10 protein-coding genes are annotated in these 13,264 nt (G+C 71.6%); 5 read left to right on the top strand and 5 right to left on the bottom strand.

Annotated features, from left to right (window positions below):
* The first annotated feature begins 72 nt into the window (after positions 1 to 72).
* Positions 73 to 999, top strand: coding sequence for a LysR family transcriptional regulator (locus tag LC438_RS02200; RefSeq protein ID WP_105677252.1), 927 nt, complete (start codon positions 73 to 75; stop codon positions 997 to 999).
* A 227-nt stretch (positions 1,000 to 1,226) separates the two neighbouring features.
* Entirely contained in the window at positions 1,227 to 1,871 is a 645-nt protein-coding gene (locus tag LC438_RS02195) for a hypothetical protein (RefSeq protein ID WP_223585703.1), read from the top strand.
* A gap of 120 nt (positions 1,872 to 1,991) precedes the next feature.
* Here LC438_RS02195 and LC438_RS02190 read toward each other — a convergent pair whose 3' ends face one another.
* The gene (locus LC438_RS02190) at positions 1,992 to 2,705 is read right to left on the bottom strand and encodes a DUF998 domain-containing protein (protein WP_223585702.1); all 714 of its coding nucleotides are present in this window, start codon (positions 2,703 to 2,705) and stop codon (positions 1,992 to 1,994) included.
* A 201-nt stretch (positions 2,706 to 2,906) separates the two neighbouring features.
* Between LC438_RS02190 and LC438_RS02185 the strand changes: the two genes are divergently transcribed.
* Positions 2,907 to 3,494, top strand: a complete 588-nt coding sequence (locus LC438_RS02185; RefSeq protein WP_105677248.1) for a nitroreductase family protein — start codon at positions 2,907 to 2,909, stop codon at positions 3,492 to 3,494.
* A 177-nt stretch (positions 3,495 to 3,671) separates the two neighbouring features.
* Here the strand turns inward: LC438_RS02185 and LC438_RS02180 are convergent, their stop codons facing one another.
* The 3 genes from LC438_RS02180 to LC438_RS02170 form a co-directional block, all read right to left on the bottom strand.
* A complete protein-coding gene (locus LC438_RS02180) occupies positions 3,672 to 5,468 on the bottom strand; it encodes a glycoside hydrolase family 15 protein (RefSeq protein ID WP_223585701.1) in 1,797 nt (598 codons plus the stop codon).
* A gap of 80 nt (positions 5,469 to 5,548) precedes the next feature.
* A complete protein-coding gene (locus LC438_RS02175) occupies positions 5,549 to 7,012 on the bottom strand; it encodes a nucleobase:cation symporter-2 family protein (protein ID WP_223585700.1) in 1,464 nt (487 codons plus the stop codon).
* A gap of 53 nt (positions 7,013 to 7,065) precedes the next feature.
* Positions 7,066 to 8,433: an 8-oxoguanine deaminase gene (locus LC438_RS02170; protein WP_223585699.1), complete on the bottom strand. Its 1,368-nt coding sequence runs from the start codon at positions 8,431 to 8,433 to the stop codon at positions 7,066 to 7,068.
* A 225-nt stretch (positions 8,434 to 8,658) separates the two neighbouring features.
* Here LC438_RS02170 and LC438_RS02165 point away from each other — a divergent pair, with 225 nt between their 5' ends.
* Positions 8,659 to 10,020 carry a glucose-6-phosphate dehydrogenase gene (locus tag LC438_RS02165; RefSeq protein WP_223585698.1) on the top strand — a complete coding sequence of 454 codons (1,362 nt, stop codon included), beginning with the start codon at positions 8,659 to 8,661 and terminating at the stop codon, positions 10,018 to 10,020.
* Positions 10,021 to 10,356: 336 nt separating this feature from the next.
* Positions 10,357 to 11,682: an MFS transporter gene (locus LC438_RS02160; protein WP_223585697.1), complete on the top strand. Its 1,326-nt coding sequence runs from the start codon at positions 10,357 to 10,359 to the stop codon at positions 11,680 to 11,682.
* 577 nt (positions 11,683 to 12,259) lie between these two features.
* Here the strand turns inward: LC438_RS02160 and LC438_RS02155 are convergent.
* Positions 12,260 to 13,237, bottom strand: a complete 978-nt coding sequence (locus LC438_RS02155; protein WP_181155947.1) for an AsnC family transcriptional regulator — start codon at positions 13,235 to 13,237, stop codon at positions 12,260 to 12,262.
* Between the last annotated feature and the right edge of the window lie 27 nt (positions 13,238 to 13,264).

Below are 13,264 nucleotides of genomic sequence, written 5' to 3'. Positions count from 1 at the left end.
GCGGGTAGGCTACGTCTATCAACCGATTTGCGTGATTTCCGTTCAGCCAGAGTGAACAATAGGGAGGGCCGGATGCTCGACGTCCATCGACTGCGGATGCTGGTCGAGTTCAGCCGCCGCGGCACGCTCTCCGCGGTCGCCGATGCCCTCTCGTACAGCAAGGCGTCGGTGTCGCAGCAGCTCGCGGCGCTGGAGCGCGACGTCGGCGTACCGCTCCTCCGCCGGGTGGGCCGCGGCGTGCAGCTGACACCGCAGGGCGACGTGCTCGTGGCCGAGGCGATCGGCATCCTCGACCAGCTGGAACACGCTCAGGTCGCCGTGGCCGAATCCCTCGCCGAGGTCACCGGGACCGTGCGGATCGCGGTGTTCCAGACCGCGGCCCACGCGCTGCTGCCTCCGGCGCTGCTCGCACTGCAGGCGCAGCATCCGTCGCTCCGCGTCGACGTCACCGAGTGCGACCCCGAGACCGGACTCGTGGGCGTCGCGGGACGCGACTTCGACCTCATGCTCGCCGAGCAGTATCCGGGGCGCACGCGGCCCATCGTCGCCGAGCTCGACCGCGTCGTCCTCGCCCACGACACGATCGCCCTGGCCGGGCGGGCAGGAGGCGCGGACGCGGCCTCCGAGCCGTCGGGGGCGGATGCCGCGGCATCCCTGTGGGCGATGCGCGATGACCCCTGGGTGCTGGAGCCGGCGGGCACGGCGTCTCGCGCATGGGCGGAGCAGCTCTGCCGCACCGCCGGATTCGAACCCGACGTGCACTTCGAGGTCGCCGACCTCACGACGCACATCCGGCTGATCAGGGCCGGGCTCGCCGTCGGTCTCCTTCCGGAGCTCGTCTGGGCGGGCGACGCCCCGACCGTGGCGCTCAGCGCGCTCCCCGGCTCGCCGCGGCGCGAGATCTTCTCGTCCGCACGGCGCGTGTCGGCCGACGCGCCGTCGATCAGGGCCGTGCGTCGCGCGCTCGCGGATGCGGCATCCGTGATCCTCCCCGGCTGACGTCTCACGCCAGGGAACCCGTTTCGTCTCGTCGCTGCGCTCCTCGCTCGACGACCGAGGACGCGCGCCCGGTCGTTGCGCGAGCGCAGCGAGACGAAACGACCCTCCGCGCGAGATCAGTGGGTCCGGCCGCGAGGGATTCGGCGCGAGTCGCGGGTCTCGGCGACGGGCCAGGCCGACGACGGGTGAGGATGGAGCTTCGGATCGACGACGGAAGCGGAGCCGCCATGCACGAAGACCTCCTCGCTCACATGGACCGGATCAGGAGCACGCTCGGATACAGGCCCGTCAGCGATCTCCTCGCAGACGCCGAGAACGTGTTCATCGATCCGTTCTCGGCGCTCGTCTCCCGCCAGGCGCGAATCGGTTCAGGCAACATCTTCTATCCGCACGTGCGCATCGACGTCGGCGCCGGCGTGCTCACGATCGGAGACCGGAACCGCTTCTTCGAGGGAACGCGCATGGATGCCGCGGACGACGGATCGATCGAGATCGGAGACGAAAACGAGTTCGGACCGCACGCCGTCGCCGTCCTGGCAAACACGCCAGGGGCCGCGATCTCCATCGGCCACCGCATTCGCCTTCGCGGCCGGATCGACGTCCTGGGCACGACCCGGCTGGAAGACGGCTCGCAGATCCTGGGCGACATCACCGCTGTCGATGTGTCCCTTGCGGGCGGCGACAGCTACGCCGACCCCGACCCCGACGCACGGGGCGCAGTGCTGAAAGGGCGGGGTCGCGCGAAAGGGATCACCCTGGATACCGGCACGGTGATCAACGGCGACGGCGACTTCGCCCTGTTCCCGGTCGAAGCGCAGTCCGTCTATCACCCGAAGCCGGCGGATGCGGCATCTGTGATCCTCCCCGGCTGACGCCTCACGCCAGGGACCCCGTTTCGTCTCGTCGCTGCGCTCCTCGCTCGACGACCGAGGACGCGCGCCCGCGAGACGAAACGCCCCTCCGCACCCCGCGCTCTCTGACCCCTCGCGCGCTCAGGGGCGCGCGAGCGGGCGTGTGCGAGTGCGGGCGAGCAGGGCGATGCCGAGCGCCAGGTGCCACAGCATCACGGTGTACACGGCCACCCGCTCGGTCACGCCGTCGGGGAAGAAGAGGTGCGCCGTCAGGAGGAAGGCGCTGAGGAACCCCAGTCCGCCCAGCACGATGCCCGCGATGCGCAGGCGCAGCGGGAGCACGTCTCGCAGCGCGAAGGCTCCGGCGACAATGGCCCCGAGATTGCCCGCGCCGATCGCGAGAACGGCTCCGAGGCCGTGCACGGCCATGAGGCCGTTCTCCAGGTTGGCGGGAGACCCGTGCACGAGTCCGACGATGCTGATGCCGACCGCATGCACGAACACGAGCACGAGGAGCACGGAGCGCCCGCGCAGCGGCGGGAGCGCCGCGTAGAGCAGCACCGCCGCGAGCACCACGAGGAGCCCCTCGCCGATGAACCCCGCGTTCATGACCGCGGACATCGTCGAGTCGAGGTCGCGACCGTCGAGCTGACCGGTGCCGGGGACCCCGAGGTCGCTGATGTAGTTCTGGGCGTAGCTGTACCCGCGGAATCCCGCCGCGGCGATCGCCTCGCTCAGCACGTACCAGAGAGGGGCGAGCATCCACAGCAGTCCGGATGCTCGAAGGAGCGCTCCCCCGACGGCCTCGCCCTCTGCATTGCGGTGCTCGAGCGCCATCCGCTCTCGTGTCTCCATGTTCGACCTCTTCCTCTCTCTCGGGGCAACGGACAGGACGCCGCGGATGTTCCGTCGGAGGCGCCTGCGGAGATGAACAGAGGACGAACGGACACGCAACGACTTCTCGAGATCGGCGGGGAATATGCATGCACATACATGCGTTCACCCCCGTGTACCCGGACGAAGGAGTCCGATCCGCTCCTTCTGAAAGGCACTTCCATGAGCACTCCCGTGATCGACCGCACCGCCCCCACCGAGCACCCCGTCCTCGACGTGCTCGCCGGCCGCTGGAGCCCCCGCGCCTTCGACGCCGAGACCGCGATCGACGAGTCCAAGCTGTCCGCCGCCCTCGAGGCCGCCCGCTGGACCCCCTCCGCCAACAACACGCAGCCGTGGCGCTTCATCGTCGCCCGCCGCGGCACCGCCCTGCACGCGCAGATCGTCGACGCGCTCATGGGCTTCAACCAGGCCTGGGCCGGCAACGCCGCGGTGCTGATCATCGCCGTCGCCGAGACCGCCACCGAAGACGGCACCCCGATCACCCACGCCGTGTACGACCTCGGCCAGGCCGTGGCGCACTTCTCCGTGCAGGCGCACAACGACGGCCTCTACGTGCACCAGATGAGCGGCTTCGACCCCGAGGTCGTCCGCGAGGTCGCCGACCTGGCTCCGCGCTTCTCGGCCATCACCGCCATCGCCGTCGGCGAGTTCGGCGACGTCGAGGCCCTTCCCGAGGTCCTGCAGGAGCGCGAGGTCGCTCCGCGCGTGCGCCGCCCGATCGCCGAGACGGTCATCCTCAGCGCCTGAGCATCCGCTCACCCCGCCCGACGCCCCATCTGCGCGTCGACGCCCCACCTCGCAGCCGCCTGCGAGGGGGCGTCGGCAGCCAGGTGGGGCGTCGGCGTTGCACGGGATGCCGGGGGCGCCAGGGCCCAGGATGCTGCAGCCGGGGATACCGGCGCACGGGATGCCGCGGCACAGCAGTCAGCGGGGGCGGTGCTCCGCACGGGCCAGCGCGTCGGCGGCGCGCACGAGCGCGAGATGCGAGAAGGCCTGCGGGGTGTTGCCGAGCTGGCGACCCGACACCGGGTCGTACTCCTCCGACAGCATCCCCACGTCGTTCGCGATCCCGCACAGCCGGTCCATGAGGTCGTGGGCCTCCTCGTGCCGGCCGGTGACGGCGTACTGCTCCACCAGCCAGAACGAGCACGCGAGGAACGCGCCCTCCGAGCCCGTCAGCCCGTCGACCCCGGTGCCCGTGCGGTAGCGGCGGACCAGGCCGTCGGGCATCAGCGTCTGCTCGATGCGCGTGACCGTGGCCAGCATCCGCGGGTCGTCAGGACGGCAGTAGCCGACCTGGGGCAGGAGAAGCAGCGACGCGTCGACCTCGGTCGTGCCGTAGTACTGCACGAAGCATCCGTCGACGACACCGTCACGGTCGATCTCCTCCCTCATGCGGTCGCGCAGCCCGCGCCAGCGCTCCACCGGTCCGTCGAGGCCGAACTCCTCCACGGCGCGCACCGCCCGGTCGAACGCCGCCCAGATCATCACGCGCGAGTGGGTGAAGCGGTGCGGCTCACCCCTGATCTCCCAGAGGCCCTGGTCCGGCCGCTCGATCTGCTCCGAGGCGAAGCGCACGAGCTGGCGCTCCAGCGGCCACGAGAACTCCGACTCGCCGAGGCCCGCGGCGCGGGCGGCCGACAGCGTCACCAGCACCTCGCCGACGACATCCGCCTGGTACTGGGCAGAGGCGCCGTTGCCGATGCGCACGGGCGCCGACCCCTCGTATCCGGGGAACTCGGGCAGCACCCGCTCGGGGAGGTCGCGCTCGCCGGCGAGCCCGTACATGATCTGCAGATCTCCGGGGTCTCCGGCCACGGCGCGCAGCAGCCACTCCCGCCAGCGCCCGGCGACCGCGACGAAGCCGTGATCCAACAGGGCCTCGAGGGTGAGGGCCGCGTCGCGCAGCCACACGTACCGGTAGTCCCAGTTGCGCACGCCGCCGATCTCCTCCGGGAGCGACATGGTCGCCGCGGCGGCGATGCCCCCGGTCTCGTGGTTCGTGAGCGCGCGCAGGATCAGCAGCGACCGCACGACGTCGCCCCGGCGGGCACCGTCGTGCGAGATCCGGTCGGCCCACTCCTGCCACCAGCTCTTCGTGCGCTCGACCTCCTCGTCGGCGTCGAGCGCGGGCGGGAGATCGCGGTGCGAGGGGAACCACGTCAGCTGCAGATCGCGCACCTCCCCCGCCGTCACGGTCACCTCACCCTCGTGACGGTGATCGGATGCCGTCAGCTGCGCACCGCGGAGGGCGACGGCATCCGGTCCCCCGATCGCCACCAGGCACGGCTCCTCCTCGGTGCCGGTCTGACGCACCCACGGTATGACGCGCGCGTAGTCGAGGCGGATGCTCAGCCGCTGCGCGAACGTCATCTCGCCGCGTACCCCGACGATGCGGCGCACGAGATCGGTGCGCCCCACGGTCACGTCGGGGTCGAGGCCGATCGGCATGAAGTCGTGCACCTCGGCCACGGCATCCGCGGTCTCCCAGCGGGTGATGAGCACGAACGTGTCGCCGTCGTATCGGCGGGAGCTCACGGCATCCGGGTCGGCGGGGCGCAGTCCCCACCTGCCCTGGGCCTCGTCGCCGAGGATCGCGCCGAACGCCGACGCCGAGTCGAGGCGCGGCAGGCACAGCCAGTCGATGCTCCCCTGATCCGACACCAGCGCCGCGGTCCGGCAATTGCTCAGAAGGGCGTAGTCCTCGATGCGCGCAGCCACGTCCCGAGCCTGTCACGACGCGCCCGCGAACGCCACCGCGCCCGCCCCGCGCGAACGGGACGGGCGCGGAGGCTCGCGGGTCAGTGGTCGGTGCGATCCACCTCGACCTCTTTGCCCTCACGATCCACGATCCTGCCGTCGACGACGGAGTCGCCGTCTTCGAGCGCGTCGAGGTACGCGACGGGGATGCTGCGCGTCGGCGCCGCAGCGAGCACGGACGCATCCGTGTTCGGACGCGCGCCGAGGTGGTTGAACACGAGGTTCAGCAGGATCGCCGCGACCGCGGCCGAGCTGATCCCGGAGTGGAAGATCGTGACGAACCACGCCGGCATCTGGTCGTAGATCGTCGGCGCGGCGATGGGCAGCATGCCGATGCCGATCGCGGTGGCGACGATGACGAGGTTCATGTTGCCGCGGTAGTCGACCTTCGCGAGCGTGCGGATGCCGCTGGCCGCGACGGACCCGAAGAGCACGATGCCCGCGCCGCCCAGCACCGGGCTCGGCACGGCGGCCACGACCCTGCCGAGCACGGGGAGGAGGCCGAGCACGACCAGCACGACGCCGCCCGCGGTGACGACGAAACGGCTCTTGACTCCCGTGATCGCGACGAGGCCGACGTTCTGCGCGAAGGCCGACTGCGTGAACGAGCCGAACACGGGCGACACGGCGCTGGACAGCATGTCGGCGCGGAGTCCCGCGGCGATGCGCTTCGAGTCGACCTTCGTGCCCACGATCTCGCCGACGGCGAGGATGTCGGCGGTCGTCTCGGTGAGCGTCACGAGGATCACGATGAACATCGAGATGATGCCGGCGATCTCGAACGTCGGCATCCCGAATCCGAACACGCTCGGCAGGGCGAAGATGGGGCCGTCGCCGACCGCGCCGAAGTCGACCCGGCCGAGGAGGGCCGCGACGATCGTGCCGATCACGATCGCGAGCAGGATCGCCAGTCGCGAGATCGCCCCCACCGGCACCTTGCTCAGCACCAGCACGATGACCAGGGTGATCGCCGCGAGGAGCAGGTTCTGCGGTGAGCCGAAGTCCTCCGCCTCCCTGTTGCCGCCCATCGCCCACCCCGCCGCGACCGGCAGCAGCGTGAGGCCGATGGTCGTGATGACGACGCCGGTCACCACGGGCGGGAAGAACCGGATGATCGTCGCGAACACCGGCGCGATGAGGAGGCCGATGACCGAGGCCACGATCACCGCCCCGAACACGGCGGGGAGCCCGCCGCCGCTCGTCACGATCGCGCCCATCGTCGCCACTCCCGCGAACGAGACGCCCTGCACGAGCGGCAGCTGCGAGCCGAAGAACGGGATGCCGACGGTCTGCAGCACCGTGGCGAGCCCGCCCATGAAGAGGCAGGCCGTGATCAGCACGCCGATCTCGGCGCCGTCGAGACCCGCCATCGAGCCGATGATGAGCGGAGGGGCGATGATGCCGCCGTACATCGTGAGCACGTGCTGGATGCCGTAGGCGATGGTGGAGCCGAGCGGCAGGCGCTCGTCCTCCGGGCGGAGGGATGCCGTCTTCGTGGTGTTCATGTCGACCTCTTCGTCGTCTGTTGCCGGTTGTCTGTCGTCGTGCGGATGGTGGGTCAGGAGTGCCGTGCGAGGAGGCCGCGCGCCGCCTCGCTGTGCTGCGCGATGAGCCGGGGGATGTCGAGGCCGTCGATGAGGCCGTCGATCACCCGCCAGCGCCCGCCGACCATGACCCGGTCGGCGCGCTCGGCTCCGCACAGGAGCAGGGCGGCGACGGGGTCGTGGCTGCCGGAGAAGCGCAGTTCGTCGAGCGTGAACATGGCGAGGTCGGCCTGCATCCCCGGGGCGAGGGCTCCGATGTCGCTGCGTCCGAGCGCACGGGCGGATCCTGAGGTCGCCCAGCCGAGCGCGCGCTCCGGGGTGATGGCGGCCGCGCCGTAGCGGAGGCGCTGCAGGTACAGCGCCTGACGCACCTCCTGGATCATGTTCGAGCCGTCGTTCGAGGCGGAGCCGTCGACGCCGAGTCCGACGGGAGCGCCGGCCTCCTCGAGCTCGAGGGTGCGGGCGATGCCGGAGGCGAGGCGCATGTTCGAGGTCGCGCAGTGCGACACGGCGGTCCCCGCTGCGCCGAGACGCGCGATCTCGGCGTCGTCGAAGTGGATGCCGTGCGCCAGCCAGGTGCGGTCAGACAGCCAGCCGACGCTCTCCAGGTAGTCGACAGTGCGCAGGCCGAACGTCTCGCGGCAGAAGTCCTCCTCGTCGAGGGTCTCGGCGAGGTGCGTGTGCAGGCGCACGTCGAGGCGCTCGGCGAGGTCGGCGGTATCGCGCATCACGCCCGTGGTCACCGAGAACGGCGAGCACGGGGCGAGTCCGATCTGCACGAAGGCCCCGTCGCCGCGCTCGTGGTAGGCGCCGACGAGCCGCTCGCTGTCGGCGAGGATGGTCTCGGCATCCTGCACCGTGCGCTGCGGCGGGAGTCCGCCGTCGTCCTCGCCGAGCGACATCGAGCCGCGGGTGAGCGTGGCACGCATGCCGAGCCTCTTGACGACGTCGACCTGCACGTCGATGCCGTCCTCCAGGCCGTTCGGGAACAGGTAGTGGTGGTCGGCCGCTGTGGTGCACCCCGACAGCAGCAGCTCGGCGAGCGCCACGGTGGTCGCGAGCTCCAGGTCGCGCGGCGTGAGCCCGGCCCACACCCCGTACAGCCCCTTCAGCCAGGGGAAGAGCTCGGCGCTCACGACGGGCGTCCAGGCGCGGGTGAGCGTCTGGTAGAAGTGGTGGTGCGTGTTGATGAGGCCGGGGATCACGACGTGCCGCGACGCGTCGAGCACCTCGTCGACGGGGGCGCTCGGCGCTCCCCCCGCAGGTACGAGCTCGCGGATGCGCGAGCCCTCGACGACGATTCCGCCCGAGGCGTCGGCGTCCGTGCCCGTGTGGACGCCGAGCGGGTTCTTGAGCCAGGTGCTGGCCGGATGCTGCGACATGGTGGACTCCTTCCGTACGGTGGAGCCGCGTGCCGGCCCCACAGGGCCAGCTCAGTTGTGTCCTGTCTGCTGATCCAGGAGCCCCCTCTTCGGGACTCTTCAGGTCTATCAGCCGCGCCGCACGCCCGTCAAGAACTAATCTCACATCTCGGACGCTTAATTCCAAGATGCGAAAGTCAAGCCGCAGGCTGGGAATCCCCGGCAATGCCCGGTAGCCTCGCGCCCATGGCCAGCACTCCCACGACCCTGTTCATCCTCGGCGCATCCGGCGACCTGACCTCCCGGCTGCTGCTGCCGTCGCTGGCCGCCCTGCTGGCCCGCCAGCCGCAGCGGAAGATCACCCTGCGCGGCGCGGGCACGGAGGACTGGGATGCTGCGAAGTGGCAGCAGGTCGTCGCGACCGCGTTCGCCGACTCCCCCGGCGCGCTCGATCGCGTCACGGTCGGCGACTACGCCGCCGCCGACGTGACCGATCGCGACGCCGTCGGCCGGATCGTCGAGTCAATGCAGCCGGGGACTGTCCTCTACTTCGCCCTGCCGCCCGCCGTCACCCGCAGGGCGATCGACGCGATGCAGGGCATGTCGCTGCCCGAGGGCACGCTCCTCGCGATGGAGAAGCCCTTCGGCGACGACGAGGCCAGCGCCAGAGAGCTCAACGAGCAGCTGGCCACGCTCGTCCCCGAGCAGCAGGTGTTCCGGGTCGACCACTTCCTCGGCCGGTCGACGCTGCTCAATCTGCTCGGCGTGCGGCTCGCGAACCGCATGTGGGAGCCGGTGTGGTCGGCCGAGCACATCGAGTCCGTGCACATCCGCTTCGACGAGTCGCTCGCGCTCGAGGGCCGCGCCCGGTACTACGACAGCGCCGGCGCGATGGTCGACATGATCCAGAGCCACCTGCTCCAGGTGCTGGCGCTGCTCGCGATGGACCCTCCCGCGACCCTCGGCGAGCGCGACCTGCGCGACGCCAAGGCCGCGGTGCTGCGCGCCACTCGCGTGCGCGGGGACATCGCCGACGCCGCCCGCCGCGCCAGGTACACCGCGGGGCGGGTCGGGGACCGCGACCTGCCGGCGTACGCGGATGAGGAGGGCGTGGATGCCGCGCGCGGCACCGAGACCCTGGCGGAGGTGACCTTCGAGGTCGCGAACGACCGCTGGGAGGGCGTGCCGTTCGTGCTGCGCTCCGGCAAGGCGCTGGAGGCCAAGAAGTCGGAGGTCGTCATCACCTTCAAGCGCGTGCGGCACATCCCGGCCGGACTCCACGGCACACCGGAGGACGGCGGCCGCCTCACGTTCTCGCTCGGTCCAGACACCCTGGCGCTGCGACTGCACATGACCGGCGGCGACGACCCGTTCGCCCTCCGCGACGAAGACCTCACGGCCGACCTCGGCGAGGGCCAGCGACGCTCCTACGAGGAGGTCCTCGACGAGCTGCTCGACGGCGAGGTCGCCCTGTCGGTGCGAGCCGACGAGGCCGAGGAGTGCTGGCGCATCATCCAGCCGGTGCGCGACGCGTGGGCCCGGGGCGAGACCCCGCTGGAGGAGTACCCCGCCGGTTCGTCCGGCCCCGCCGCCTGGCCGCACCTCTGACCCTCCCCTGGCCTCGGCTCGCGCGCATCGCGCTCGCCGTTCCCCGGTGCCGGCTCCCGGCTCTCCGCGCTCCGTTGCCCGCTGCCGGCTGCGCGCTGCCGGGGCACGGCTCTCCGCGCTCCGTTGCCCGCTGCCGGCTGCCGGCTGCCGGCTGCCGGCTGCCGGGGCACGCTGTCCGCTGCCTGCTCTCCGCTGACCGCGCCGATCGGACCGGACGCGTCCGCCGTCGGCATCCGGGATGCACTTCTGATCGATCCCGTGCGCGAGACCGGATCGGATGACGGAACGACGGCAGAACACGGACCGGAATGAGCGACCGGTCCTACGATCGGCAGCATGACAGCCCTCTCGCGGCGGACCAGAGCCGGTTACGCCCTCGGCGGGATCGCCTCCGGCACCTACGGCACGGTGCCGGGGCTCATCCTGATGCCCTTCCTCACGGACCTGCTCGGCGTGGAGGCGGCGATCGCCGGGATGATCGTGTTCGCCCCGAAGGCGTGGGACTTCTTCCTCAACCCGATCGCGGGGCGCATCAGCGACCGCTCGCGGCATCCGCACGACCGACGTCGGCCGTTCATCCTCCGCGCTGGCATCCTCCTCGCGCTCGCGTTCCTCGCCATGTTCTTCGGACCGACCGCACCGCCGGTCGCGGCCGCGCTCTGGGTGCTCGTGCTGTTCCTCGCCACGGCCACCGTGTACGCGTTCTTCCAGGTGCCGTACCTCGCGATGTCGGCCGAGATCACCGACGACTACTCCGAGCGGACGCGGCTCATCACGTGGCGGGTGATCGTGTTCACCCTCGCGATCCTCGTCTCCGGCGCGACGGCGCCCCTGCTCGTCGAGGCCGTCGGGGGCGTCGCCGGGTACCGGATCATGGCCGGCGCGATGGCCGTGCTGATCCTGGTCGGCACGATCGGGGTGTGGTGGGGCACGAGGCGCGTCGCCCTGACGCGCGATGAGGTCGCCGGCGGGCGGCTGCTCGAACAGCTCGCGATCGTGCTGCGCGAGAAGGACTCGCGCACGCTGATCGTCTCGTACGTGCTGCAGGCGGTCGCCATCGGCATGGTGCTCGGCGGCGTCGTCTACGTCGCGCGGCACGTCGTGCACGATCCGGGCGTCGCCACGATCGCGTTCGTGTGCTTCGTGGGCCCCGCCGTCGTGCTGACCCCTGCGTGGTCGCTGCTCGGGCGGAGGATCGGCAAGAAGGGCGGGTTCGCCGTCGCCACGGTCGTGATGACCGTCGGGCTCCTCGCCCTGCTCACGGCGCGATCAGGTGAGCCGCTGCCTCTGCTGATCGCCTCGGGCATCGTCGGCGTCGGCTACGCCGGGGCGCAGCTCTTCCCGCTCGCGATGCTGCCCGACGTCGCGGCGGAAGACGCCAGACGCAGCGGCACCAACCGCATCGGCATGATCTCGGGCGTCTGGTCGGGGTTCGAGCTGCTCGGCTACGCCCTCGGACCTGCGCTGCTCGGGCTCGTCCTGAGCGTCGGCGGCTACGTCGCCACAACGGGAGACGAGGTCGTCCAGTCTGATGCCGCGCAGTGGGCGATCGTGCTGGGAGTGTCGGTGATCCCCGCGGCCCTGTGCGCCGCGAGCCTGGTGCCGCTCTCGCGTTACCGCCTCGACGCCCGCCTGCGCGCCGAGGCCCGCGCCGACGCCTGACCGCGCCGGGGTTGCCTGTGCCGTGGGCTTCCCGTGACGTGGTTGCCTGCGCTGCAGGCTGACCGCGCCGCACGCTGACTGACACGGCCTGCCCGCGCCGCGGCATCCGCTCGTCCCACTCCGGAAGCCCCCACCCGCTCGGGAGGAGATCTCACGCTCGGGAGGAGCAATCCGGCTCAACCCTCCTCCCGAACCTGCTTTCTCCTCCCGAACGCACGCACCCCACGCGGCTCCTGCGGCACCCGCGGCTCCCACGCACGCCCACCCGCTCGGGAGGAGATCTCATGCTCGGGGGAGCAATCGGGTTGAACTCTCCTCCCGAACCTGCTTTCTCCTCCCGAACGTATGCACCCCCGCGCGGCACCCGCGGCCCCACGCACCCCCGCGCGGCTCCTGCGGCACCCGCGGCTCCCACGAACCCCCGCACGCCCACCCGCTCGGGAGGAGATCTCACGCTCGGGAGGAGCAATCCGGCTCAACCCTCCTCCCGAACCAGCTTTCTCCTCCCGAGCGCACGCACCCCACGCGGCTCCCCCGGCACCCCCAGCACCCCCAGCACCCCCACAGCCCCTCCGTGTCACCAGCGCAGCGGCACGCGCTCACGTGATCGGCCGGAGGCGTCGAGCAGGTGGCCGTTGCGCTTGATGCCGCGCAGCACGGTCCAGCGGTCGACGACGTCGATGTCGTCTCCCCAGGCCTGTTCGATCTGCTGCAGGCTCGTCAGCGATCGCGCGCGCACCCCCACGAACAGCGGAGCGCGCCCGACGAGGATGCCGACGCGATGCGCCTCCGGCAGGCGTGCGGCTCGTGCGGCGGCCCCCTCGGCGTCGGCGGAACGCGCCCAGAGGATCGCACCCCGACGGTACCCGGCGGCCGGCATCGCGAGGTCGCAGCCGAGTCGCAGCAGCCCGGCGGCGACCGCCCTGTCGACCGTGCGGCGGGCGGTGGCCTCGGAGACGCCGAGGATCTTCGCGACGGATGCCGCCGGCATCCGCGGGTCCTCGTCGAGGGCCTCGGCGACCTCCGCGACGATCTCCGCCCTCGGCGGGCGGGCCTCGTCGGGCCGCGACGGATCCCGCAGCGCCCGCTGCTGCTGTCGCGAGAGCACGCGCAGCCGCCACGTCGAGTCCTCGGCCACGATCGCCGCGGCCACGTCCATCCGTCGCACGCGCGCCCCCCGCTCCGCGACGGCGCGCACGCGGTCGCCCAGCACGGCGAGGCCTCCTGCTCCCGCGACCAGCACGAGCACGCCGGCCGAGGTGTCGTCGGCGCTCAGCACCCACGGGAGCCGCGCGATGCCGTCGACCGCGTCGGCGCTCGTGCGGGGGTCGAGCAGCACCATCGCGACGTCGGTGGTCGACGAGAAGCGCTCCGGCGTCGGCCAGGCCGTGAGCCACGCGAGCGACTCCTCGCGCAGGGCCTGCCAGTGCCGGGCGACGGTCGCGGCATCCGCTCCCACCGCTGCTGCGACGCGCGTCCAGGGCGCCCTGGCGTCGATCTGCAGGGCGTGCACGATGGCGAGGTCGAGCTCGCCGAGGTCGCGGAGACTGTCCATGTGACGAATCGTAAGCATCTCCCCATG

This window comes from Microbacterium sp. OVT16B (genome assembly GCF_019969705.1).
GTDB classification, from domain to species: Bacteria; Actinomycetota; Actinomycetes; order Actinomycetales; family Microbacteriaceae; genus Microbacterium; species Microbacterium natoriense.
This window is presented reverse-complemented; position numbering and strand designations above follow the sequence as displayed.

Excerpts from the sequence above, each read along its gene's own strand:
- LC438_RS02185 (WP_105677248.1), top strand. The coding sequence starts at position 2,907 with ATGAGCACTCCCGTGATCGACCGCACCGCCCCCACCGAGCACCCCGTC.
- LC438_RS02155 (WP_181155947.1), bottom strand. The coding sequence starts at position 13,237 with ATGGACAGTCTCCGCGACCTCGGCGAGCTCGACCTCGCCATCGTGCAC.
- LC438_RS02160 (WP_223585697.1), top strand. The coding sequence starts at position 10,357 with ATGACAGCCCTCTCGCGGCGGACCAGAGCCGGTTACGCCCTCGGCGGG.
- LC438_RS02190 (WP_223585702.1), bottom strand. The coding sequence starts at position 2,705 with ATGGAGACACGAGAGCGGATGGCGCTCGAGCACCGCAATGCAGAGGGC.
- LC438_RS02200 (WP_105677252.1), top strand. The coding sequence starts at position 73 with ATGCTCGACGTCCATCGACTGCGGATGCTGGTCGAGTTCAGCCGCCGC.
- LC438_RS02195 (WP_223585703.1), top strand. The coding sequence starts at position 1,227 with ATGCACGAAGACCTCCTCGCTCACATGGACCGGATCAGGAGCACGCTC.
- LC438_RS02175 (WP_223585700.1), bottom strand. The coding sequence starts at position 7,012 with ATGAACACCACGAAGACGGCATCCCTCCGCCCGGAGGACGAGCGCCTG.
- LC438_RS02165 (WP_223585698.1), top strand. The coding sequence starts at position 8,659 with ATGGCCAGCACTCCCACGACCCTGTTCATCCTCGGCGCATCCGGCGAC.
- LC438_RS02170 (WP_223585699.1), bottom strand. The coding sequence starts at position 8,433 with ATGTCGCAGCATCCGGCCAGCACCTGGCTCAAGAACCCGCTCGGCGTC.